This window comes from Mycobacterium sp. (genome assembly GCF_049608025.1).
GTDB lineage: Bacteria > Actinomycetota > Actinomycetes > Mycobacteriales > Mycobacteriaceae > Mycobacterium.
This window is the reverse complement of the sequence record NZ_JBMYXC010000036.1, coordinates 1-24641: the sequence shown is the minus strand read 5'-3', so window position 1 is coordinate 24641 and position 24641 is coordinate 1. Positions and strand designations below refer to the sequence as shown.

Genomic DNA, 24641 nt, shown 5'->3' with positions numbered 1-24641 from the left:
CGGAAAGCGTTCGCGAGTCTCAAGGTTGCTCGCCGGGGCCTGACCAATGCGCTGGACGCCCACCTACACACGCCGGGTTGACCCAGCCACCGGTTGCCCAGCACCATCATTGGCAGCCGACGAGCGGCGACAGCCAGGCGGCTCGACGCTCCGCTGAGAATCGACCAGGCTTCCGAAAGGGGTGAACTGTGGGCATCTTCGAAGACTGGCTTCAGGGTGGAACATACTTCCCATGGGCATCGACGACAGCTGCCAACGCAGGGGCAGAGGTCGAGGTGTTCACTCGACGCTGCGGCACCCCAGGTGCGCCGGCCCTGGTCTGCGTGCACGGATTCCCAACCTCGAGCATCGACTACCACGGCTTGGTCGGCGAACTGGGCGCCGAGTTCGACATCTTCACGCTCGACTTCCCCGGGTACGGGCTGTCCGGTAAGCCGCCCCATCCCCACGTCTACTCGTTGTACGACGACGCACGCCTGCTCGTTCACGCGATCAATGAGATCTGGCAACTCAGCGAGTACCGAATGATCACGCACGATCGCGGCAGCAGCGTCGGCATGATTGCTCTCGCGATGCTGGCGGATCACGACACCAATTCTTTACCGGTCGATGTGTTCATGACGAACGCGAACATTTTCCTGCCGCTGGCAAATCTGACCGCGTTCCAGGTAGCGCTGCTGGATGACGCCACCGGTCGCGCGACCGCGGCGGCCACGACGCCGGACATGCTGGCGGCGGGCCTGGGGATGACGACCTTCATACCGCGGCGTGGCCCGCAGGACCCCGAGATCATCGCGTTGGCACAAAGTTTCGCGCACAATGACGGGGTCTCCGTGCTGCCCGATACCGTGAAGTATCTGCACGAGCGGGCCGCCGACGAGACCGGCTGGCTCGAAAGGCTCTCCGGCATCGACGTCAACACCACCTTGATCTGGGGCCTGCACGACGCAGTCGCGCCACTGCGCGTCGCCAACCACGTCTGGCAGACCTATCTGAAGAACAAGCCCGGCCAGAGCCGCTACTGGGTGGTGCCTGGGGCCGATCACTACCTGCAGTGCGACGCGCCGAGCGAGGTCGCCCAGATCATCCGGATCACCAGCGAGTCAACGTCGGCGAAGGCCGGCCAGGAACCTTCGATCGCCCTGCAGACGATCGGCGACCGGCCAAACGGCTCGGTGCTCATCGATCAGTCGGGCCGCGACAGCCGATGACGCTGCGGGGCCGAGAATCCCGCCAGAGTCGAACGCGTCGTCGATTGCGCCGAGGCGTCCGGCAGTGAATCCCAGAGCAGCGGCTGCGCTCAGTTCCCGTCGTCGGCCCTGTCCGGCGGCCAGTACGGTGGGGCTATGCAATATCTCGACGTTGACGGAGTCGGACGGGTCAGCAAAATTGGGCTTGGCACCTGGCAATTCGGGTCCCGCGAATGGGGATACGGCGACGACTACGCCGCAGACACCGCCCGCGACATCGTGGAGCGCGCCCGGGCGCTGGGAGTGACGCTATTCGACACGGCCGAAATCTACGGTTTCGGCAGGAGCGAGCGCATTCTGGGCGAGGCCCTCGGCGAGGAACGCACCGAGATGGCTGTGGCCAGCAAAGTGTTCCCGGTGGCCCCGTTCCCCCCGGTGATAAAACGACGCGCGCGGGCCAGTGCGCGGCGCCTGCAACTCGACCGCATCCCGCTCTATCAGGTGCACCAACCGAATCCGGTGGTGCCCGATTCGGTGATCATGCCGGGCATGCGGGAGTTGTTGGATACCGGAGTGATCGGGGCTGCCGGGGTCTCGAACTACTCGCTCGAGCGTTGGCGCAAGGCGGATGCGGCGCTGGGCCGGCCGGTGGTGAGCAACCAGGTGCACTTCTCACTCGCCCATCCCGGGGCACTGGACGACCTCGTCCCCTTCGCTGAGCGCGAGGATCGGCTCGTGATCGCCTATAGCCCGTTGGCGCAGGGGCTGCTGGGGGGCAAATACGGCCTGGACAACCGGCCCGGCGGTGTGCGCGCGATGAATACGCTGTTCGCGACCGAGAATCTGAGGCGGGTGGAGCCACTGCTGCAGACGCTGCGCGATGTCGCGGCCGACGTCGGAGCCGAACCGGCTCAGGTGGCCCTGGCCTGGCTGATCGCCCTGCCCGGGACGGTCGCCATCCCGGGCGCATCCAGCGTCGAGCAGCTTGAGTTCAATGTCGCGGCGGCGGACATCGAGTTGGGCGAGCCGGCACGTCACGCGCTGACCGCCGCCGCCCGGACGTTCACTCCGGCGCCCACCGGCCGTGTCCTGACCGACGTGTTCAAGGAGAAACTCGGCCGCCGATGACTCGGCACGCTGTGCTGAGACCCGTTGCCGAGCATATGTAATTCTTTGTTCAGGAGTCGCACCCGCCCATCAGTTCAAGATGGTCGACGACGCTGATGCGCCGCTGGAGTCCTCCAAGAATCCCGTCCAGCGAAGGACTGTACGGACACGACCTACCTGACCGATTGCACCGTGGCCGCCGTCCGGTTGCCCGCCGAAGCAGCACGGGCCCTTGATGAGTTTCGCAGGAGTTCCCATGTCTGCCAAGCTGATCCATGCCGCGTAGGCGCTGCCGGGCCGGGGCGCGACACCGGTTCGCCCTGGTTCCTACCGGCATCGGAAATCACATGGTCAAGCTGCTCGAACGCCATGGCGACATCACCCGCGCAATATCCGGCGACCGATCGAGCGACAACGTGAACGCCCGAAACACCGCTCTCGACCAGTCTCGAGCAGGTTGCCACGGCATGCATCGGGGAGTTGCCCTTCGACGCTGCTCGTTCGGTGTTACGTTGGACTTAGATTCATTGACGAGAGGACTGCAATGCCCAATACCCGTTTGGTTTCGGTGATCTTGGCGGCGGGCGTCATCGGTGCAGGGCTCTCGACAGGCACCGCGTGGGCGGGTGGGCCGGGTGGAGTGGTCGAGAACGTCGATCACATGTCCGCAGCGGTCGGCAGCGGAGTATTCGTGGATGGCCTGATGGGCTTCCTGGCCACCGGCGCCACCAACGAGGAGGCCTCGGCGAACGTGATCGCCAAATGCGAGGCCGCCGGTGGCATGGACTGCACCCGCGACGAGGTAACCAACGACGACAACTGCATCGGGTCGTTTGCCGATCCCGTCAACATGGTCGTCGGCGGCGGATCCGGGGCCACCATCGAGGCAGCCCGTATGAATGCGATCGGTAAGGCAGATGCCATTAACATGCCGGTCTCTGAGCCCGACGTGTTCGTCGTCATCGCGGACTGCTGGGAACCGTGAGCGGATGTCACAACGTGAGACACCCGACCAGCGTGACATCGGGGCTACGGCCCGAAAGGTGATGGGAATATGAGAGATCGAGGAAAGTCAGCACTGTTGATGACGGGTTTGGCGGCAGTCAGTCTGTTCATGGCGCCTGGCGCCCAAGCTCGACCGTACTGCGACCAATCGGGTTCCACGACGACCTGCCAAACCAACGGCAGCGTATCGATCAAGGCCGAGCCCGGAATAAGGGGCGCCCCCGCGGGGGGGTACCTCATTCCGTGGCAACAGGGTAATCGTCGAACCTATGGCGGTCGTCGTCGATAGCAGCGGTTCGCACTGATCGCCACCCATTGCGGCGCGGTGCCGCGGCTGCCATCCCCTACGTCAGTGCACGCCCTCCATTTGGCGGCTGATCCAGGGGGCGATGAAGAACACAATCAGCCCGGCAACGACCGCCACCCCGCCGAGGATGCCGAAATAGGCGGGCTCGCGGGAGGGATCGTAGTAGCCGGCCAGCACTCCCGACATGGCCGTCCCGAGGCCGACCGAGAAGAAATACAGGGCCATCATCTGTGCACGGAACGCGTCCGGTGCCAACTTGGTGGTCACCGACAGCCCGATCGGCGAGAGCAGCAGTTCCGAGACCGCGAACACCCCGAGGATCACCATGACCAACAGCGCGGGCACCGCGCTGATGCCGGCCAGCGGAATGAAACACAGAAACGCCAACCCCATCCCGATCACGCCATAGGCGAACTTCCGCGGAGTGGTCGGCGCCCGCTTACCCAGCCGCGTCCACATCACCGCGAACACCGGCGAGAGCACGATGATCCACACCGGTTCGATCGAACCGATCCAGTTCGACGGCGCCGTCCAGCCGAAGATCGACCAGTCCATCCGCTCATCGGAGTAGATCGCCAACACGGTGAAGATCTGCTGGAACAGCGACCAGAACACAGCGTTCGCGATGAACAGTGGGATGAATGCCCGCAGCCGCTCCCGCTCCGGTCCGGTGACCTTGGCACTGGTCAGCATGATCACGAAATAGACGATCGCCGCGACGACGATGACACCTGTGGTGACGTGCGACAGGTTCGCCAAGGTCACCAGCTTCAGCGCAATCGCCACCCCGACCACTACCAGCGCGGCCACGAATACACCGATGGTCTTCCCGAAGTCACTGCGCGGCAACGGATTCGGCACGGTACGGCCGTGCGTGCCGAGGTTGCGCCGGAACACCACATACTGGATCAACCCCAGCGCCATACCGATGGCAGCCGCGCCGAAGCCGTAGTGAAAGCCGATATGGGTCTGTAGCAAGCCGGTGATCAGCGGCCCGGTAAAGGCACCCAGATTGATACCGAGGTAGAACAGCGTGAATCCACCGTCGGCGCGGGGATCATTCTTGCCGTAGAGCGTGCCGAGCAGCGAGGATGCGTTGGCTTTCAACGCGCCCGAGCCGAGGGCCACGAGCCCAAGGCCAACGCCGACTCCGCTCAACCCGGGCAGCACGGCCAATGCGATGTGGCCGAGCATGACCACTACGCCACCGTAGAAAACCGTGCGCTCCATACCGAGCAGGCGGTCGGCGATCCAGCCGCCGAGCACCGTGGACAGATAGACCAGGCCGCCGTAGGCGCCGACGATGCCCGTCGCAGTGCTCTGCGGCAATCCCAGCCCGCCGTCGGTGACCGAGTAATACAAGTAGTAGCCCAGGATGGTGAGCATTCCGTAGAAGGAGAACCGCTCCCACAACTCGACACCGAAGAGGTTGGTCAGTCCGATCGGGTGACCGAAGAACGTGCGCGAATCGTCCTGCTCGCGGATTGCCATGACGATACTGTGCCCTCTTTGCACGCCCTACGCGGGGTTTAGCGATGGAGCAATTGAAAATTGTTTCAGGGCTTATTGTTTCGTAGGCAGGCGCCGACATGGGGCGACACTTTTCCAGCAGTTTCGGTGGAGTGCGATCTGTTAGGTTGAGTGCTCCACCCACCGGGGGTCGATCAGATGACTGTCAACCAATCCCATCCTGTGGGGTCGCCAGACCGGCCCGACACCAAGGAACACCGGGGCTTGGTAGTCGGCGCCGCCGGAATGATGGCCGCCGGATTCATGACCACTTTCCTGTCGCCGCTGCTGGCGGTGTCCTTCGCCAGGGAATTCGGCTTCGGACTCGGACCGGCGGGTCTGCTGGTGGCGTGTGGCCAGGGCGGCGTCGCACTGGCGGCTTTCGGCATTCTGCCGTTCCTGCCGCGCCTGGACCGAAGAAAAGTCGGGATCGCTGGTGCGCTGATCACCGCCGGGTGTCTTGCCCTGACCGGCTTCGCCACCGGGTTCGGCCCGGTTCTGGCGCTCCAGATCATGGCGGGGTTGGGTGCCGGATTGTGCTACGCCTGCGCCAACTCGGCGCTGGCCTATGCACGCTTCCCGGAACGCGCATTCAGCATCGTCACCGTCACCTGGATGCTCGTCGGCGCCGTGATGCTGACGCTGGGACCGCTACTACACGACCTGTGGCCGAAGGTCGGCATCTACCTCGGCATCGCCACAGCGGTGCTGCTGTGTCTGGTATTCATCACCCGACTGCCCGATGTGCGGGATCTGCCCGAGGACCACCTGGGTGCGGTGCAGGTGGAAGTCGCCTCCGAAATCGCCCCGGCAGCGCCCGGCCACAATGGTCCCCAAGGCCCTGTCGGACCCGTCCTGCTGTTGATCGGCGCCATTGCGCTCCTGCAAGTCGGCAACGCGATGATCTGGACATTTGCCGAGCCGATCGGAGAGCAAGCCGGACTCTCCGTCCAGTACACCGCGACGTTCTTGGGTTTGTCCCAGCTCATCGGATTGGTCGGCGCCGGCATCACCCTGGCATTCGGCGCCAAGGTTCCCAAGATGGCCCTCATCGTTCCGGCCGGGGTGACCATGGGGGTAGGTGGTCTGCTCGTCGGAACCGCCGACAGCCCGGCGCCATTCACCGCTGGATTCCTGGCCATCAATATCGCGTTCTTCTGCATCACGCCGTTGCTGCTGGCACTGGCTGCTGAACTCGACACGAGTTCGGGCCGACTCGTCGTGGTGGCCGGCGGTGTCGCGTTGGTGGCCGGCGCCGCCGCCCCGGCCCTCGGCGCATTTCTCGCCGGTGCGGGCGGCCATTGGCCTCGATTGGGCGTGACTGCCCTCATGATGGCGCTGTTGGCCCTTCCGCTGCTGGTAATCCCGGTTCGCGCCGCAAAGCAAAGGGTGCTCGGAACCGAACGCGTGGCGTCGTGTGACCAGCTCAAATACTAGACCGGGCACGTGGGCATGCCGACTGTTGCCCCATGGGCCCTGGTCGTCTGCAACCATGGGTAATGGGTGCAGAGGAGACGCCGCACATGACCGAAATGAAGTTCTTGGAGTTGCACGGCCATCGCGTCGCCTACCGGGACGCCGGCAGCGGTGGCGAAACGATACTGCTGATTCACGGAATGGCGGGCAGTTCTGAGACGTGGCGCGCGGTGATCCCGCAGTTGTCGAAGAAGTACCGGGTGATCGCGCCCGACCTCATGGGACACGGCCAGTCCGACAAACCCAGGAGTGACTACTCACTCGGTGCATTCGCAGTGTCGCTTCGCGACCTTCTGGACGAGTTGGGCGTCTCCGGAGCAACGGTCATCGGTCAATCGCTCGGTGGCGGCGTGGCAATGCAATTCGCCTATCAACATCGCGATTACTGCCAGCGACTGGTGTTGATCAGCAGCGGCGGCCTGGGCCCCGACGTGGGCTGGACTCTTCGCCTGCTTTCGGCTCCGGGAGCCGAGCTGATACTGCCGATCATCGCACCGACACCGGTGTTGACGGCGGGCAACAAACTGCGGTCTTGGTTCTCGGCCAGCGGTATCCACTCACCGCGCGGGGCCGAAATGTGGAGTGCCTACTCGTCGTTGGCCGACTCTCAGACGCGCCAGGCATTCCTCAAGACGTTGCGTTCGGTGGTCGACTACCGCGGGCAATCGGTGAGCGCCTTGAATCGACTGCACCTGACATCGGATGTTCCGACCATGATCATCTGGGGCGATCACGACCGGATCATCCCGATCGAGCACGGCTACGCCCTGCAGGATTCCCAGCCAGGATGCCGACTCGAGGTGCTGACCGGCGTGGGCCACTTCCCGCACGTTGAACGACCCTACGAAGTAACCGAACTCATCGACGAGTTCATCGACGCGAATGGCCACCCCAACCCGGGGGTCGAATCGCCCATGACCGACCAACCGACTGAACCGTGAGCGCAGCCCAAGGCATGCCTGTTCCCGATAAACCACGTGCTGGACAGGAGTCGGTATGGAGCTATCCGCGGCCGCCTCGGCTGGAGGAATTCGCCGGCTCGATCACCGTCGAACTGGGCGGCCAGACGATCGCCATGACGGACCGGGCCTGGCGGGTACTCGAGACCAGTCACCCGCCAACGTATTACCTGCCGCAGGCCTGCTTCGGCGACGGCGTCCTGCGGCAGGCAGCAGGATCATCGTGGTGTGAGTGGAAGGGACAGGCGAGTTATTTCGACCTGGTGACTCCCTCCCTCGTCGCACCACGAGCGGCGTGGACATACCTGAAACCAACGCGCGCATTCACCGCCATCGCCGGCGCCGTCGCCGTCATGGCCCCGCTGGTAGATCGGTGCACCGTCAACGGGGAAGAGGTCGTACCGCAGCCAGGGGGCTTCTACGGCGGATGGATCACCAGTTGGGTTGCCGGGCCGTTCAAGGGAGTGCCGGGCTCAATGGGTTGGTGACCCTCCGCCGAGGGTGTCCGGGAATCCTCGTGACGGTGTATCCGCAAGGTGACCACCAATATCCGCGATGTACCCCATCGTGACTGCGTGATAATGGACTGGTGGCGGGAATGCGCGACCGTTGAGCGCGCTAGATACGTTCTACGCGGCGTGGACCAACGCCCGGCGCACTTTCGGCGAGGGCACTCCGCAGGACGGTATGCCATTCGATGCCAGCGCAAAACTCCGGCAATTGGGCAACGACGTTGCCGGAGCCGCGCCCGGATCGGTGTGGTCGGGTGGAGCGGCCGCCGGGTACCAAGCGATCAATGCCGGCCACCGCACGGCTATCGATCACATCGCCGAACTCGATCAACGTCTGGGTAGATCTGTCGACCACTGCGCCCGAATCGTCAGCGTTGGCCGCCGGGACCTGGACGCGCTTCGCCAGTGGGTGACCGATTCCGCGGGCAGTGTTCCGCCCGGCAAGCCGCACGCCATGGTGTTCAACCAGGTCGCGGGCAAGGGCCTGACCAGACTCGACGATATTGTTCGTGGCGCTCATGGCGAGTTGGACAACGTCGCGCGGGACATACGCGGGATCAAGAAGGAGTACGACACCCTCACTTTCCGGGAGGCACCCGCTCCCCCTGACCAGGAAGAGCCCGTCGATGCCCTCGGAAACGGCGCAACGGACCTGACCACGGGCGACATCGGCCAGGTAGACCAGGCAAACCGTGCACTCCTCCAGGAGATACTCCGGGACTGCCGGCAACTTCCCCACGGCCAGGTGAAAGCGGATCGACTCGCGGACATCGCGGCTATCAGGGAAGCGCTCACAGTGCCCGATTCCCACCTGCTGTACCTCGACAAGCCCGAAGACCCGTCACAGATGATTGCCGCGGCCACGTCGGTGGGCGACCCGTTCACCGCCGACCACGTGTCGGTGACGGTCCCCGGGGTGTCTGGAAGCACTCGCGGGACCATCGCCGCCATGACCGCCGAAGCCGCCGAACTGCGCAGCGAGGCAAGAGATGTCGCCGAGCGAGTAGGAACCAGTGAGAACATCGCGACCATCGCGTGGGTGGGCTACCAACCCCCGCCCAACCTCGGCGATTCCTCAGTGCTCAGCGATGACCTTGCCCAAGCGGGAGCCCCGAGACTCAATTCGATGCTGCACGACCTCGACGCCGCCGCCAAGAATCCGGGCCAGACCACCGCGCTGTTCGGACATTCCTATGGGTCACTGACGTCGGGCATCGCCCTGCACGACGGCGCCAGCCAGTACATCGACAACGCGGTGCTGTACGGGTCGCCAGGATTCCAGGCCGACACGCCGGCAGAACTCGGCATGAACGACGACAACTTCTTCGTGATGTCGGTGCGCGACGACCCGATCAACACACTCGGCGCCCTGGCGCCCTACCACGGATGGGGATCAGACCCCAACGACATCATCAACGACGACGGCCGCCTTCGATTCCGATTCCAGCATCTGGAAACCGACGCGGGAACCACGCCCATCGCAGGATATGAATCCAAGACCGGGGCTTCGGGACACTCGGACTATGACCGCAATGCAGGAGAACGGATGACCGGCTACAACCTGGCAGCGATCTTGCTGAACCGCCCGGATCTCGCGGTGCGGGAGACCCCCCTCTCGTGGTGATCCGGCAGCGCAGCGAACGAATCCGGCGGCGCCGGGCAGCGCGACCGTTTGTCGTGTGTAGTTCAACGTTGATAGGTATCTCAATGCTGATAGGCGGATGCTCGGTGAGCCAGAACCCGCACGAGTCCGACACCATCAAAGGCGACGAGGCGATCATGGCCATCGACGCCCTGCGGCCGAAGGGCTCCTTTGAAGACGCCCGCCGACGTCTCGATGCCACCGCCGAACGTGTCGTCGCCGCCGTTCCGGGCCAGACCTGGCAGTTCAACCCAAACCCGCACGGCCGGAACATCAACCGGCAGGGGCTGCCATGCAAAGGGCTGACCGGCGACATCGCCCGGCGCCCCAGGGCCGACTCGGTGCAGTTCGGCCGAAGATTCAGCGCCGAGGAGTTCGCGATCGCCATCGACATCGTCCGCCGAGAGGCAGACCAGTACGGGGCTACCGAGGAATCGTCACTGTTCAACGAGCAGGACAGGCGCGACTTCAACGTCGAGGGCAATGGCTACGAGTTCAACCTCGGCCAGCTTGATGTCGCAACGCTTACCATCACCGGTGGCTGCTTCCTGATGCAGAGCGTGGTGAACCTGCCGCCCGGGCAACTGCCCCCCGAACCGCCGATCGTGCCTGTCTCGCCCACACCGCCTCCCTGAAGCGGTCCGAGGGGATGCTTCTGGTCCGTCCTACCAGTTACTCGGCGAGTAGTCCTTCAGAAAGCACCCGTGCAGATCCTCTCCGGCCTCGCCTCGCACAATCGGGTCATAAACTCGGGCAGCGCCGTCGACGAGATCGAGCGGGGCGTGGAAACCCTCTTCCGCCAGCCGCAGTTTGGTGGGGTGAGGGCGCTCATCGGTGATCCATCCGGTGTCGACGGCGGTCATCAGGATGCTGTCGCGCTCCAACATCTCGGCCGCGCTGGTACGGGTGAGCATGTTCAACGCGGCCTTGGCCATGTTGGTGTGCGGGTGGCCTGGGCCTTTGTATCCGCGACTGAACTGGCCCTCCATGGCCGAAACGTTCACGACGTACTTGCGGTGGGCCGGTGACGCGGCCAATGCCGGGCGTAGTCGGCTCACCAGGATGAACGGGGCTGTCTGATTGCAGAGCTGCACCTCGAGCAATTCCATCGGGTCGACCTCATGCACACACTGAGTCCAGCTGTTCACCGCACTGGTGTCGGGCAACAGTCCACCGGCATCGACAGCGGTACCGGCGGCGATACGTTCCGGCGAGGCACTGCGCGCAGCCAGCGCCGACTCAGTCACCGCATGCGGTCTCTGGTGCTCGGCGAAGCTCGCGGACAGCGCAGCTGGATGGGCATCGCTGACATGGTCGAACGCGATGACATCCACCAACTCGTTGGGCGGGGTGCGCTCCGCCTCGACGAGCGCTGAATACGAGCCCGGGGGGCGGCGCACCGTCTGGGCCGCGTTGTTGATCAGGATGTCCAACGAACCCTGCGCCGCCATCGTTTCGGCCAACGCCACCACTTGAGCGGGATCTCGTAGGTCGATTCCCACGACCCGCAGTCGGTGCAGCCAATCCGCACTGTCGGGCATGGCGGCAAACCTGCGCACGGCGTCATTCGGAAACCGGGTAGTGATGGTCGTGTGGGCCCCGTCGCGCAGCAATCGCAACGCGATATACATGCCAATCTTGGCGCGACCACCCGTGAGCAGGGCGGTTCGCCCGGAAAGATCCGTTCGGGCAGTGCGCTTGGCGCGGTTGAAGGTGGCACAGTCGGGGCAAAGCTGGTGGTAGAACGCGTCGACCACCGTGTAACGGCGCTTGCACATGTAGCAGGCCCGCGAGCGCAGCAGGGTGCCCGCACTGGCTCCCACGGCGGTGGACACCAAGGGCAGACCCTCGGTCTCGTCATCGATGCGGCCGGGAGCGCCGGTGGCGGTAGCCGCGGTGACGGCGCGGTCAGCAGCCGCCACCCCGTCCCGCTTCGCCTTGCGGCGCGCCAGCTTCACCGACTTGTAGATGCCCGCCGTCGCACGGCGTACTGTCACGGCATCGGGGTGCTCGGGAGCCAACGCCTCAATCTGGGACAGCACCCGCAGACATGTTCTGAGCTGCTCGGGATCGATCGAGGTCACCGTCGCAGGGTACGGGCGCGGCGGCTTGTTCGGCGAAGCAGCCACAATTACCCCGATGGCGTCTGCACCCGTGTCCAACGGCGAAATACGGTAAACGGGCAATCGAGCGCGTAAATTGAACGCAGGCGGGTGCAGTCGACAGCAGGTGGGATTCAGATGAGGGCTTCTACTCGCGCGGTGCTCACGAGCGGAGCAGCCGCGCTGAGCGTCGGAGCGCTTGCGGTAGCCGTTGCGGCGCCCCCCGAATTCAGACGAGCCGTCGAGATCCAGCGACCGGTGAACTTTGCCGCCGATGCCCTTCCGATCGACTCAGGCGTGCAGGTAGAGCCGCCCTCGGACGAGGACCTGGACGCCGCTCTGGCACTGATCGAACAACTCGCCCCGGTGAGCGACGGTCGAATGATCACCGTCAGGTTGAACGGTGAGGACCGCCCGCAGACCGCGACCGTCACGCCGGCAGAGCGCAACAACGCCGCCAGGGCCGACGCCGCCCCCACCGACGAACCTTCAGACGACCTCCCCGGCATCGGCGCGCTCACCGACCCGATCGCTCAGAACGCGGCGTCGGACATCATCGACGATGTCTACTCGGTTTCGCGATACTGGGCCAACTACGTGTCCCTGGAACTGGGCCCCTGGCTGATCAATTGGGTGCCGCTGGGGTATCTGGTCTCCGATCAGATCTACATTTGGTACCCGAACTTCGTTCTTCCCACGGTCGACAGCTTCGTCTACGACTTCCTTGATCCGGTGGTGAACGATCCGCTCAATCTCGAAGTATGGATTGGCGGAATCAGCGACATCATCAGCACCGCGGCAACCGGGGTGGCCGAAGGAGTACGCGACGAGATCGACTACATCGTGAGCTTCGGCTGGTTCCCGATACCGTTGCCGCCGTTGCCCGACTTCCCGCTGCCCGGGATCGGCTCCGCTTCGACGTCTGCTGCGCTCGCGCTGACCGCGACCGAGGCCGGCGAATCGGCGACCGACGCCAGCGAAGACCCCGCCTCGAACGGAACCGGAGAGGTGGCTACCGAATCGGCTGATACCGCCACCCCCGACGAGTCCGCTGACGCTCCCTCTCAGGAGGGGAACGAAGTGGATGCTGGCGACGGCACGCCGGCTCCGGCGGAGGGGCAGCCCGAGGACTCTGAGACACCCGCAGAAGAGGGCGCCGACGAGTCCGCCGGGGAGTCGTCGAGCGAGAGCGGCACCCAAGCGCAGGACCCGGTGCAGGACACAACCGGGGACGAAGCTGACTCCACCTACGCTCCGGCCGACGCCGACCTGCCCAGCGACGCCGCCGACGCCGCCGACACCGACCTGCCCGGTGACGCCGATGAACCCAGTGACGCAGACCTGCCCAGTGACATCGACGACGCCAGTGACGCCGACCTGCCCGACGATGCCAGTGACGCCGACGACGCCGGTGACGCCGATGCTGCCGGTGACGCCGATGCTGCCGATGCTGCCGGTGACGCCGATGCTGCCCAGGACGCCGGTTCCGGCTCGAGCGACACTTCCGGTGACAGCGACAGCGCATCCGATACCCAGGGCTGATCAACTCCGCAGCACCGCTCTGACCGGCGATCGAGGCTCGTCTGGGTAACAGTCGGTACTTTTCCCCGAGATTCTCGGCAGAGTGGTTTACTCGGCACGTGCGCCCGAGGCCCCGATGATCCGCAGCGTGGGACGCGTCGGGCCCCTCAAAGTTGTTGGGCTGGTGCTGTGGCAGCTGAAATACGACCTGCTGGTGATGCTCGTGGTTGCGGCCATCCTGGTCCCGATCCCCGACAACATCCAGATGGAGAACTCCGTGGCCGCGCTGTCCGTTCTGGGCATCGCGGCGTCGATCTTCATAGGTTTCCGCAACACGAACGCCTACAACCGTTGGTGGGAAGCACGCACCCTGTGGGGCGCCGTCATCAATGACTCACGGGCACTGCACAACAGCCTGGCTGCCGTGGACACCGGGACCACGGCCATGTCTGCTGTCCTGGACCGTATGCGTCGCCGCCAGGTCCGCTACACCTGGACTTTGGCCGCCGAAATGCGCGGTGTCGCCCCGGTGCCGGGGGTTGTCGAGCTCACCGACGAGGACCCGCCCCAGGCAACAGCGACCGATCTGCTCAACCTCCAGGCGCAGGATGTGCAACGCCTCTCGGCAGAAGGTCATATCGACTACCAGGCCAGGGTGATGCTGATGTCGGTCAACACCGCCCTCGCGGCGTCGCAGGGTGGTCTGGAGCGCATTCGCAATGAGCCCATCCCCGTCCACTACGACGTGTTCATTCGCGTGATGGCGTGGCTGTTCGCGATAGTGGCGTTCAATCGTTTCGATGCCAATCATGAGCTTGCCAGCGTCGCCCTCGGGCTGTTGCTCATGCTGTTGTTCATCGTGGCGGAACGGCTGGGGTACTTCATCGAGCGGCCGATGAGCAACCGTATCTTTGACCTGCCCATGTACCGGTTCTGCGCTACCATCAGCGCCAATCTGCTGGGCCGCAACCATCCGCTGGCGACGCCCCGGGAATCCGACAAAGCCATCATCTGGAACTAACCCGGAAAATGTTCGGCAGCAGCCACCGGCACCGGCGTCGGCTGGGCGGAAGCGGTATCGGAATGGGAGCCGCACAGCATCCGCCGAAACCACCCCTGGCCAGGGACAGCGCGCCTACCATTTGACGATGAATACCACCCGCATCCAGTACCTAATAGCCGGTGGCGCCATCGCGGCATCGGCCATCCTCGGCGGTCCGACCGCCCTGGCTCAACCCGCAGACCCGGGCGACCCCCCAGACCCTGGCAATCCTGGCCTCAACCCCAACGATGCGAGATGTCTTGCGGAGCCCCAAGCACTGCAATGCCAGGGCGGCGAGTATGGCCAGGTGCCCGGTGCGTTTGACCCGCAAACACCCGCCGCTCCCGCAGCACCTGCAGCACCTGCAGCACCCATGCCCGGAGAGCCCGGGGACCCCGGTATGCCCGGCTCACCCGGTATGCCCGGCGCACCCGGCTTGCCAGGCGGCATAGCAGATCCCGGCGGTGGCATGGGCGGCATGGGCGGCATGGGCGGCATGGGTGGCATGGGCGGCGTCTGAACCCCGAAAACGGCTAGCCCGCAGGCCCCCGCCCTCACCCGGCGGCGGGGCCGTTGAACAGCGAGCAACCTACCGCGAGCCGCGGCCCGTACACCGTCGCCCCGCACTCCCGGCACCACCAACTTGTATGCCCACCGCGATGGCTGCAATGCGCGAAACCCACCAGACACTCACGCGGCCCGAGCCGGTGACCGTTCGGGCACTTCGTCGGCGACCGGATCACCCACGCGCCCTCGGTGGAGCGCACCAGATCGCCGACAGCGGGCATGGTTATCAACCATAGAGCCGCAGTCGGACACACAGCAGGGAGCGGGCCGGGTGCACGCCAACGGCGCCACCACCGCACTGCCGTCCCAGCGATCCCAACCGAACGCGCCAGCCGCACCAATAGGGCGCTGGCTCCTGATATCACCAGGCGAAACATGCGTCTAGCAGAGCAAACGAACAGGGGCTGTTCAGTGGGGCGGGCGGGGCTCGAACCCGCGACCAATGGATTATGAGTCCACGGCTCTAACCGACTGAGCTACCGCCCCGACGCGACCTGCGCGGCCACCATGGTCGCATATGAGCCATCGGAAGAAGATCCGGATTACTGCGCCGGACTTACCGAGGACATATGGAAGTCGGGGATCCGCAACGACGGCATCTGCGCCCGTGTCGCCCAGTCTCCCCACTCCCGGGGCAGGGTGATCTCGCTGACGCCGGCTTGGGTGGCACGACGCAACAGGTCCAGGGGGCTCTCGTTGAATCGGAAGTTGTTCACCGCCGCGGTCACTTCGCCGTCTTCGACCAGGTACACGCCGTCCCGGGTCAGGCCGGTCAGCAGCAGCACCGAAGGATCCACCTCCCGGATGTACCACAGCGTGGTCAGCAATAGGCCCCGCTCGGTTCCCGCGATCATGTCCGGCAGGCTCTCCGTGCTCTTCAGCCCTGCGTCCATCAGGAGGTTGTCCGCACCAACGGCCACCGGCGTATCGAACTCGGCGGCGGCGGCCCGCGGATAGGCCAGCGCGTTGATGACGCCCTCGCGGATCCAGTCCACCCGGTCGATGGTCATCCCGTTGTCGAATACCGAAGCCTGCTCCGAAGAAGTCGAGGTCGCCACGAAGGGCCCGCACTCCACCCCGGCGGCGGCAGGGTCGGAGTACAGCGTCAAGGGCAGCGACGCCAGCTTCTCCCCCACCCGGGTTCCGCCACCGGGCGCCGCCAGCGCTGTACGGCCCTCCTGTGCCCCACGGCCGCCCATCGTCCACGCCAGGTAGATCATCATGTCCGCCACCGTGGAGGGCGGCATGATCGTCTCGTAGCGGCCCGCGGGGAGTTCGATCGTCCGCTGCGACCACGCCAATCTGACGCCGAGCTGATCGAGCATCGAATCCATTGGCACACAGCCGAAATCCGGCGTGCTGATGCCTACCCAAGCGCTGGCGCCGTCGCGTTTGGCATTGATCTCGACCGAACCTGTGGGCTGCGTCAACCGCCGGCGCAGCCCGCCCGAGGTAGCGACGAACGTCGTCTCCACGACGTGCCGGGCGTATCCGAACAGACTGGCTCTACCACCGGACAGGCCACCGAAGCCCCGCGCCAACCCCGCCGCCACTCCGAGGAATGCCTCGGCCCCGGTGCCGGGGATCGGCGCGTCCCAGTCCGTCGGAGCATCGCCCCCTGGCAGGGGCGGGGCGGCGTCCCTGGCCTGCGGCGCCGCTGCTGCGGCCAGCTGGGAGGCTGCCACCTGGTCAGTGATGACTGACGGGCTCGCCGAGCTTGAGCGGACGGCGCCGACGCGCGCTGTGTCGCCCTGTCGCACAATCGAAATGACTGTGACTGTGCGACTCGTCGATTCTCCGTTGGTGGTCATGGTGTTGTTTGCCCATCGCAGCGCCGCGTCGGCACGATCGGTGACCAACACGATCGTCTCGTCGGCACCACCCAGTCGCCGGGCTTCAGCCAGCGCGAGATCAATTACCTGCTGTGCGCCGAACACGTCTACCTTCCGCCTTCTTCACGTGTGTTGAGCACGGCGATGCCCCGAAACAGCGCCGAGGGGCAGCCATGACTCACCGCGGCGACCTGACCGGGCTGCGCCTTGCCGCAGTTGAACGCTCCACCCAATCGCCATGTCGATGGTCCGCCAACAGCATCCAGCGCACCCCAGAAGTCCGTTGTCGTCGCCTGGTAGGCCACGTCGCGTACCTGCCCGTCGAGCTTGCCCTCGCGAATCCGGAAGAAACGCTGCCCGGTGAATTGAAAGTTGTAGCGCTGCATGTCGATCGACCACGACTTGTCGCCGACGATGTAGATGCCGTCGGCCACCTTTTCGATCAGGTCTTCAGTGGTCAGATCATCGGCTCCCGGTTGCAGCGAAACGTTGGCCATCCGCTGGATGGGCACGTGATGGGCGGAGTCGGCGTAGGAGCAACCGTTTGAACGCGACACCCCCAGCCGCGGCGCGAACACCCGGTCGAGCTGATAGCCGACGAAGACACCGTCTCTAACCAGATCCCAGCTCTGCGCACGCACGCCTTCGTCGTCGAAACCTACAGTGGCCAAGCCGTACTCAATCGTGCGGTCCGCGGTCACGTTCATCAGCGGCGACCCGTACCGCATCGAGCCGAGCTTGTCCGGTGTGGCGAACGACGTGCCGGCGTAGGCCGCTTCGTATCCGATCGCCCGGTCATACTCGGTGGCGTGGCCGATCGACTCGTGAATCGTCAGCCACAGGTTGCTCGGGTCGATCACCAGATCAGTAGGCCCGGCAGTCACGCTGGGCGCCTTGGCCTTCTCGGCCAGCAGCGTGGGCAGCTGCGCCAGCTCCCCGGTCCAGTCCCACACCTCATCGCCCTCGACGGCTTCCCAACCGCGCGCCGTCGGCGGTGCCAGGGTGCTCATGGTGTCGAATGTCCCTGCTGCCGCGTCGACGCTGATCGCTTCCAGCTTCGGCAGTACGCGCACCCGCTGCTGGGTGATCGACGATCCGAAGGTATCGGCGTAGAACGTCTGTTCCTTGGCGCTGTGCAGCCAGGCCGACACGTGGTCGACACCCTGCGCTGCCAGGAGCCGGCCCGAGTAGTCCGCGAGCACAGCGACTTTTTCATGTGGGGCAACGTTGAACGGGTCCAGCCGGTACTCCGAGACCCAGGCCGCATCGCGGTACACGGGTTCGGGCGCAAGTTCGATGCGTTCGGCGTTCAAAGCGGCCAGCGTGGTCGCCACCTTCACCGCGCTACGGGCCGTGTCTGCGGCAGCCGCGGTACCGAGTTCGGTGTGGGAGGCAAAGCCCCAGGTGCCCTCGACGATGACTCGCACCGCCAGCCCGATCTGGTGATCGACGACCGCGGTTTCCAGCGCCCCGTCGCGCAACTGCATCGTCTCGGTGGCCACCGCGTGAATGCGCATGTCGGCGTAGCTCGCTCCGGCCTGCACCGCCGCGGACAGCGCCGCATCAGCCAGTTCCAGGCGGGGCAGCGCAAGGAAGTCGGCATCGATTCGTCGGGACCCCGTCACGTATTCACCGTAACGGCATCGGTGGGCAGCGCGTCGATACAGCGTGGCGGTGCGGAAATTCGCCGGGAGGCTGCCTGATTGCAGTCTGAGCGGCTGTCAGCGCCCTGGCCCCGGCCGCACCGGCGCCGGCCGGTGTCAGCGGTTGCGCATACCACTGGTACCCAGAACGGTCAGCTCGAGCGCCAGGGCGATTCCACATACCGTGACAACGACGGCCAGCACCAGCCAGTCGCGGCGCTTGGGCCGCGTCGGAGCGGCCGAGATCTGCCCCGCACCACCACGTGCGGTGATCGCGTCACCCATCTCATCGGCGCGGCGCAACGCCACGGTGATCGCCGCGGCCAGCAAGTCGATCAACTCGGAGGCCCATCGGCGCCGGCGCGCCCGTCGTGTGTCGTCGACGTCCTTGGGTCGCAGCTGTCGCGCCGCGTAGAGCACCCTGAACTCGTCGATCAGCATCGGAAATGCTCTCAGCGCCAGGGCAAGTGTCACTGCCCAATCGTCGACCGGGATGCGCAATGGACGCAGCGGGCGACCCAGCGTCGCCACCGCGGGCGCGACCTCGGCGACATTCGTGGTCCAGGAAATCATGGCGCCGAGACCGAGGAGCACGATCGAGAGCGCAGTGATGCGCAGGAAGTTGAGCAGGCCGCCCAGACCGACCTCGAGCGAGCCGAGCGCGAACTCCGGACTGCCGCCGGCGAATGTCGCGGTCAGTGCCCCCAGACCCAACAACCACCACAGCAACTTCGGCACTGTGGGCAGCACCCCGCGGGGGATGCGCGCCAGCGCGGCCGCCGCGACCACCAGGAGTGCGACGGCACCGATGGGTACCCAGCCGGGGTAGAACGTCAGCAGCACACCGATTCCGGCGACGATGAGCAGCTTCGAACCGGCCCAGAGGTCGTGGATGACGGTCTGGCCGGGAACCGGCCGCAGCAGCACCACCTGCCTGCGCTGTTTACGTGTGGGCGCGGTCATGGGAGTTCTCCGGCGGCCGTCGGCGCTGCGGCCAATACCCCGTTGTGCAGGTGCAGCGTGCGCGGGCAGAGTTCCTCGAGCCCCGCGAAATCATGGGAGATCACCACCACCGTAAGCCCTTTGCGGCAGCGGAGTTCGACCAGCAGCCGCAGCAGACCGCGCTGCGAGTCGGCGTCCAGGCCCGCCAGCGGCTCGTCGAGGATGAGCGCGCGCGGCGAACGGGCCAGTAGCCCGGCCAGGACGACGCGCCGCATCTGTCCGCCGCTGAGCTCATCGACGCGCCGAGCGGCCAGGGTGGGTTCAAGGCCCACGGTCTGCAGCGCTTCGGTCACCTTCGCCTGGTCGTATATCGAGAACCCGGCCGACGAGGCGATCTCCAGCGCCACATGGCTGCGCATCAACTGCAGGCGCGCTGCCTGAAATGAGATCGCAACGGCCCCGACCTGGTCGGACACCGGAGCGCCGTCGAGCAGACAGGTGCCCGACGTCGGGAGCGTCAGACCGGCCATAATCCAGGCCAGGGTGGACTTGCCGGACCCGTTGAGGCCGTGGATCAGCACGCCATCGCCTTCGTGCACCGCGAAGTCGATCTCTCTCAATGCCGCTTTCGCCCAAGGTGTTCCGCTGCCGTACTCGTGGCTGACACCGTGCAGTTCGAGCAGTGGCGCGCCGCGGGGCCGACCGGTTACGGCAGCGGCTCTCGGCGCCTCGGCGGTCTCGACCATTACCCGGGTGCCCGCGGGATCGGCAACCGGGGAGCCGTTGCCGGCCAGGTTGACTGCGCGGTCGGCGGCGTCGGCCTCGTCGTTGTAGTGGGTGATGTGCACCAGCGCTGTGCGGTGGCGCCGGGTCAGCCCGGACAGCACTGACATCAACCCTTCGCGCCCCTCCTGGTCGACCATGCTGGTGACCTCGTCGGCGATCAGCAGCGAGGGCTCGCGAGCCAGCGCCGCAGCCACCGCCAGCCGTTGCAACTCACCGCCCGAGAGCCCGCCGGTGTCCCGCTCGGCCAATCCCTCCAGGCCCACCTCGGAGAGCAGCTGACCAACATCTGTCGCCGTACCGGGCGGCAGGCCCCAGACGACGTCGTCGGCGACCCGGGTACCCAGCACCTGACTCTCGGGGTGCTGCATCACCACGGCGGTGCCGCCCAGCTTGCCCAGGCCCACCGCGCCCGGGCGTTCTATGATGCCCGCGGTGGGTTCACGCCCCGACAGCAGCAGCATCAGCGTCGTCTTGCCTGAACCGTTGGCGCCCGTGACCGCCAGGTGCTGACCGGGTTGCACCGACAGCGATACCGGGCCCAGCGCGTCGTGATCCGAGGTGGGATAGCGGAACCGCACGTCGCGCAGCCGCAGGGGAACCGGGGCGATCGGACCCGCGTCAGCCGACGACTCCAATTTGTGTACGTCGGGCACGCCGAGCAGACGCGACAGCACGCGCGACAACGCCCACCAACCGACCAGGCTGACGAACATGATGCTGGACACGCCGGTGAAGAAGAACAGATACGGCCAATGATCGAGCACGATCGCAAAGTCCTGTTTCATCCGCCCGGCGATCGCCTCCATCCCCGGAATGCGGGCCAGCAGGGCGGCCGCCCCGGTGACGTTGGCGGTCACCGACTCGAAGATGAGATTGCGCAGGCGACTCAGGACCGCCAGCGCGGCGACGGTGGCTGCGCCGAACAGAGCACCCGCGACGAGCGCGGCTGCGATGACCGTGGGGGTGCCCCGCCCGCGGCGTTTGACGATGCCGGTCAGCCCCCCGATATAGGCGCAGTTGAACACCGTCATGAACCCGCCCACGCCGGCGATGAGGAAGGCGACCAGACCGCCGGCGACCGTCGCGGCGATCAGCACCCGCAGGCGATACCGGTAGGCGAGCAGCCCCATCGGGACGGTGCCGAGCAGTGAGAGCCCCGCCGCGAACGGGACCACGACGGCGATGATCGCGATAGCCGCGCACAGAGCCGCCATCACGGCGGCTTGAGCCAGCTCGACCGGCTGGAGCGAACCAGTCCGCCGAGGGGCGCCCTGCGGGCCGACCGAGGTCATTCCATGATTCTGCCAGTCCTGGGGTCGCGGGCTCGCCTACCGGGGTGTGACCAGTGCCACCGCCGGCAGCCTTGTTATATATAGAAATGCTATGCAATAGTCTACGCATGTCCTCCACACTCGGCGCAGACCTGCTCTCGGTGGTGGCCCGGATCAATCGGCTGGCCAACCAGCGCGTCCGGATGCCGATCCCCTTCGCACAGGCCCGCCTGCTGTCCACCATCGAGGACCAGGGCGAAACGCGGATCTCCGAGCTGGCCGCACTCGACCATTGTTCCCAGCCCACGATGACCACTCAGGTGCGTCGGCTTGAGGACGCCGGGCTGGTGGCCCGCACCCCTGACCCGCAGGACGCGCGCGCCGTGCTGATCCGGATCACGCCGGCCGGCGTCGCGGCGTTACGGCAAGTTCGGCTGGATCGCGGTGCCGCCGTTGACCCCTATCTGGAGCGTCTGGGCGAGCCGGAGCGGCAGCGCCTCACCGAGGCGGTCATCGTGCTGCATCGACTCGTCGAGGACGCCGCCACGCCCAGCGCCGCAGGCGCGCGGACCGTCGATGGCGACACGCGGTCTTTCAGCTGACAACCCCGCCGATCAGATAGCCGACGAAGTAGGTCGCGCCGATGGCTACCGCCCCCAGGGCGAGTTGCCGAACCGAGCCCAGCCAGAGCGGCTTTCGCGTGACACGTGCTGCCCCGGCACCTGCCAAGAGCAGGCCGACGCCACCGAAGGCCAGCCCGGCCCACAGTGACTCGAACCCCAGCAGATAAGGAATGAGCGGGATCACCGCGCCGACCGCGAACAGAAAGAAGGACGCGACCGCCGCCACCCACGGCGACGGCCTCTCCCTGGGATCCACCCCGAGTTCCTGCGTCAGGTGAAAATTCAGCGCCGTGTTCTCGTCCTGATGAATTTCCTCGGTCGCGGCCGCGGCGGTCTGCTGCGACATCCCCATCTGGACGAGCATCGCAACCAGTTCGGCACGTTCTGCGTTCGGAGAGGTGTGGAAGGACTTGCGCTCCACCAGCACTTCCGAGTCGATCTGCTCGTTGGCGGTGTTCACCGAGGTGTATTCACCCAGCGCCATCGAGAACGCGCCGGCAAGCAGGCCGGCAACTCCGCTGATCACCACGGTGTGCGCTGAAGCGGTTGCCGCGACGCCGGCGATCAATGCGGTGTTGCTCACCAGACCGTCCATCGCGCCGAAGGTCGCGGCCCGCAGCCACCCTCCAGTGACGTCTGCGTGTCGGTGGCCAACGACGTGCGGCATCCCCGTCGGCGACATCGGCGCGTCGGATGGCTCAGTCATGGTGTTGATTGAACCCCAGCGGAACTGCGCGCGAGAAATCAGGATCGCCTTTGTTTGTCACATTTGTTTGTCACATCACGGTTTACGTCTGCTTCCAGCGGGTTACCGTCGTGTTATGACCACTACTGCCGATCACCTACGCAACGCCCTGGACGGCCGTTGGCGCGACGCGAAGAACGACGTTCGCGAGAAGCTGTCGAGTCCGATCTTCACGCCGCACTACACGCCGAACACCGACATCGCCCGTAGCAAGGTAAATGAGCAGCTGCGGATCATGGCCGCCCATGGCGCCGCCGAGGACGGCTTCAAGAAGGAACACGGCGGCAACGGCGACGTCGGTGCCACCGTGACCCGCATCGAGATGCTGGCGATGAGTGACCTGTCACTGATGGTCAAGGCCGGCGTGCAGTGGGGCCTGTTCGGCGGCGCGATCGAAAACCTCGGTACCGAGCGCCACCATGAGGCCTATGTGCGGCGCATCATCAACCTCGACCTGCTGGGCTGCTTCGCGATGACCGAGACCGGACATGGCAGCGACGTTCAGGCACTGGAGACCACAGCCACCTACGACCCCGCCACCGAGGAGTTCGTGGTCGACTCCCCCACGGTGACGTCCCGCAAGGATTACATCGGTGGCGCTGCCCGAACCGCTCGCGTGGCAGCTGTTTTCGCACAGTTGATCACCCCCGATGGCGAGAACCACGGCGTGCATTGCCTGGTGGTGCCAATGCGCGACGACCAGGGCAAGGACCTTCCGGGGGTGACCACATCTGACTGCAATTACAAGGGTGGACTGCCGGGTGTGGACAACGGACGCATCCAGTTCGACCACGTACGTGTGCCGCGGGAGAACCTGCTCAACAAGTACGCCGACGTCGCACCGGACGGAACCTACAGCTCACCGATCGAGAACGTCGACCGTCGCTTCTTCACCATGCTGGGCACCCTGGTCCGCGGGCGTGTCACCGTCGGCGGCAGCGCCGGCGCCGCGGCTCGGGTGGGGCTGGACATCGCGACGCGATACGCATTGCAACGCAGGCAGTTCGAAGCGCCCGGCGCAGACAAAGAAGTGCTCATCATGGATTACCTGGTGCATCAGCGTCGGCTCTTCCCGTTGATCGCGAAGTCCTATGCGCTGCAGTTCGCCCAGAACGAGCTGGTGGGCACCTGCCACGAACTCCAGACCGCCGACGACCCCGACGCCGAGGAACAACGGGAACTCGAATCGCGCGCGGCCGGCCTCAAGGCAGCCAACACCTGGCATGCGACCCGGGCAATTCAGGAAGCGCGCGAAGCCTGTGGAGGCGCAGGCTATATGGCCGAGAACCGGTTGATCGCGCTCAAGGCCGACACCGACGTCTTCACCACCTTCGAGGGTGACAACCACGTGCTCACCCAGTTGGTCGCCAAGTCGCTGCTGACCGCCTACGCCGACGACATCAAGGGCATGAGCCCGGTCGAATGGGTGCGGTTCGCTGCCAACTTCGCCGGCAAGCGGGTGATGAAGCGCACCTCGGCGCAAACCGTCATACAGACCGTCCTGGACAGCCGGCAGGACAACGAGGAGGAGGGCAGCCTGTTCAACCGCGGCACCCAGGTGAAGATGTTCGAGGACCGCGAGGAATACATGTTGGCCTCGGTCGCCCGGCGGATACAGGGCAAGTCCAAAGAGATGAGCGCGTTCGAGGCGTTCAACTCGGTGCAGGACCATGTGCTGCATGTCGCCAGCGCACACATTGACCGCATCATTCTGGAGGCGTTCGTCGCCGGCATCGAGAACTGCGAAGACGAGGAGGCCCGTGAAATCCTCGGAATGGTGTGTGATCTGTATGCGCTGTCGGTGATCGAAGACGACAAAGCGTGGTTCGTCGAACAACGGCTGCTGTCCACCGAACGCTC

Annotated in this window: 20 protein-coding genes and 1 tRNA gene; 13 read left to right on the top strand and 8 right to left on the bottom strand. The window is 65.6% G+C overall.

What is annotated here, in order from left to right:
- Positions 1–188 precede the first annotated feature (188 nt).
- From ACPGXI_RS12635 to ACPGXI_RS12625, 3 genes are all read left to right on the top strand, one after another.
- Positions 189–1211, top strand: coding sequence for an alpha/beta fold hydrolase (locus ACPGXI_RS12635; protein ID WP_526653349.1), 1023 nt, complete (start codon positions 189–191; stop codon positions 1209–1211).
- A 135-nt stretch (positions 1212–1346) separates the two neighbouring features.
- Positions 1347–2318: an aldo/keto reductase gene (locus ACPGXI_RS12630; protein ID WP_526653347.1), complete on the top strand. Its 972-nt coding sequence runs from the start codon at positions 1347–1349 to the stop codon at positions 2316–2318.
- A gap of 523 nt (positions 2319–2841) precedes the next feature.
- Positions 2842–3282: a hypothetical protein gene (locus tag ACPGXI_RS12625; RefSeq protein WP_526653345.1), complete on the top strand. Its 441-nt coding sequence runs from the start codon at positions 2842–2844 to the stop codon at positions 3280–3282.
- Positions 3283–3651: 369 nt separating this feature from the next.
- Here ACPGXI_RS12625 and ACPGXI_RS12620 read toward each other — a convergent pair whose 3' ends face one another.
- The gene (locus tag ACPGXI_RS12620; protein WP_526653343.1) at positions 3652–5100 is read right to left on the bottom strand and encodes a peptide MFS transporter; all 1449 of its coding nucleotides are present in this window, start codon (positions 5098–5100) and stop codon (positions 3652–3654) included.
- Positions 5101–5277: 177 nt separating this feature from the next.
- On the opposite strand from ACPGXI_RS12620, the gene ACPGXI_RS12615 reads away from it, so the two are divergent.
- The 5 genes from ACPGXI_RS12615 (at position 5278) to ACPGXI_RS12595 (ending at position 10342) form a co-directional block, all read left to right on the top strand.
- Complete coding sequence (locus tag ACPGXI_RS12615) at positions 5278–6555, top strand: MFS transporter (RefSeq protein ID WP_526653341.1); 1278 nt, start codon at positions 5278–5280, stop codon at positions 6553–6555.
- A gap of 86 nt (positions 6556–6641) precedes the next feature.
- Positions 6642–7535: an alpha/beta fold hydrolase gene (locus ACPGXI_RS12610; RefSeq protein WP_526653339.1), complete on the top strand. Its 894-nt coding sequence runs from the start codon at positions 6642–6644 to the stop codon at positions 7533–7535.
- Positions 7536–7549: 14 nt separating this feature from the next.
- Positions 7550–8041: a DUF427 domain-containing protein gene (locus tag ACPGXI_RS12605; RefSeq protein WP_526653365.1), complete on the top strand. Its 492-nt coding sequence runs from the start codon at positions 7550–7552 to the stop codon at positions 8039–8041.
- A gap of 121 nt (positions 8042–8162) precedes the next feature.
- A complete protein-coding gene (locus tag ACPGXI_RS12600) occupies positions 8163–9689 on the top strand; it encodes an alpha/beta hydrolase (protein WP_526653337.1) in 1527 nt (508 codons plus the stop codon).
- 83 nt (positions 9690–9772) lie between these two features.
- A complete protein-coding gene (locus tag ACPGXI_RS12595; RefSeq protein ID WP_526653335.1) occupies positions 9773–10342 on the top strand; it encodes an LppA family lipoprotein in 570 nt (189 codons plus the stop codon).
- A gap of 30 nt (positions 10343–10372) precedes the next feature.
- On the opposite strand, the gene ACPGXI_RS12590 is transcribed toward ACPGXI_RS12595, so the two are convergent.
- Complete coding sequence (locus ACPGXI_RS12590; protein ID WP_526653333.1) at positions 10373–11791, bottom strand: SDR family NAD(P)-dependent oxidoreductase; 1419 nt, start codon at positions 11789–11791, stop codon at positions 10373–10375.
- A 156-nt stretch (positions 11792–11947) separates the two neighbouring features.
- Between ACPGXI_RS12590 and ACPGXI_RS12585 the strand changes: the two genes are divergently transcribed.
- The 3 genes from ACPGXI_RS12585 (at position 11948) to ACPGXI_RS12575 (ending at position 14892) form a co-directional block, all read left to right on the top strand.
- Entirely contained in the window at positions 11948–13351 is a 1404-nt protein-coding gene (locus ACPGXI_RS12585) for a hypothetical protein (RefSeq protein ID WP_526653331.1), read from the top strand.
- Between the two features lie 82 nt (positions 13352–13433).
- The gene (locus tag ACPGXI_RS12580) at positions 13434–14351 is read left to right on the top strand and encodes a bestrophin family protein (RefSeq protein WP_526653329.1); all 918 of its coding nucleotides are present in this window, start codon (positions 13434–13436) and stop codon (positions 14349–14351) included.
- A 127-nt stretch (positions 14352–14478) separates the two neighbouring features.
- Entirely contained in the window at positions 14479–14892 is a 414-nt protein-coding gene (locus ACPGXI_RS12575) for a hypothetical protein (protein WP_526653327.1), read from the top strand.
- A gap of 459 nt (positions 14893–15351) precedes the next feature.
- Here the strand turns inward: ACPGXI_RS12575 and ACPGXI_RS12570 are convergent.
- The 5 genes from ACPGXI_RS12570 to ACPGXI_RS12550 form a co-directional block, all read right to left on the bottom strand.
- Positions 15352–15425 (bottom strand) — tRNA-Ile (locus ACPGXI_RS12570).
- A gap of 56 nt (positions 15426–15481) precedes the next feature.
- The gene (locus ACPGXI_RS12565; protein ID WP_526653325.1) at positions 15482–16876 is read right to left on the bottom strand and encodes a metallopeptidase TldD-related protein; all 1395 of its coding nucleotides are present in this window, start codon (positions 16874–16876) and stop codon (positions 15482–15484) included.
- Between the two features lie 2 nt (positions 16877–16878).
- Positions 16879–18396 carry a metallopeptidase TldD-related protein gene (locus ACPGXI_RS12560; RefSeq protein ID WP_526653323.1) on the bottom strand — a complete coding sequence of 506 codons (1518 nt, stop codon included), beginning with the start codon at positions 18394–18396 and terminating at the stop codon, positions 16879–16881.
- Between the two features lie 135 nt (positions 18397–18531).
- On the bottom strand, positions 18532–19377 hold the full coding sequence (locus ACPGXI_RS12555) for an energy-coupling factor transporter transmembrane component T family protein (protein ID WP_526653321.1): 846 nt from the start codon (positions 19375–19377) through the stop codon (positions 18532–18534).
- Positions 19374–21434, bottom strand: coding sequence for an ABC transporter ATP-binding protein (locus tag ACPGXI_RS12550; protein ID WP_526653319.1), 2061 nt, complete (start codon positions 21432–21434; stop codon positions 19374–19376). The genes ACPGXI_RS12555 and ACPGXI_RS12550 overlap by 4 nt, the downstream gene beginning before the upstream one ends.
- A gap of 107 nt (positions 21435–21541) precedes the next feature.
- Between ACPGXI_RS12550 and ACPGXI_RS12545 the strand changes: the two genes are divergently transcribed.
- Complete coding sequence (locus tag ACPGXI_RS12545; RefSeq protein ID WP_526653317.1) at positions 21542–22015, top strand: MarR family winged helix-turn-helix transcriptional regulator; 474 nt, start codon at positions 21542–21544, stop codon at positions 22013–22015.
- Here ACPGXI_RS12545 and ACPGXI_RS12540 read toward each other — a convergent pair.
- Positions 22008–22742 (bottom strand): VIT1/CCC1 transporter family protein, encoded by a 735-nt coding sequence (locus ACPGXI_RS12540; protein WP_526653315.1) that lies wholly within the window; start codon positions 22740–22742, stop codon positions 22008–22010. The two genes, ACPGXI_RS12545 and ACPGXI_RS12540, sit on opposite strands and share 8 nt — an antisense overlap.
- A gap of 115 nt (positions 22743–22857) precedes the next feature.
- On the opposite strand from ACPGXI_RS12540, the gene ACPGXI_RS12535 reads away from it, so the two are divergent.
- Positions 22858–24641 (top strand): acyl-CoA dehydrogenase family protein (locus tag ACPGXI_RS12535; protein ID WP_526653313.1); only part of this gene is annotated, 1784 nt, incomplete at its 3' end.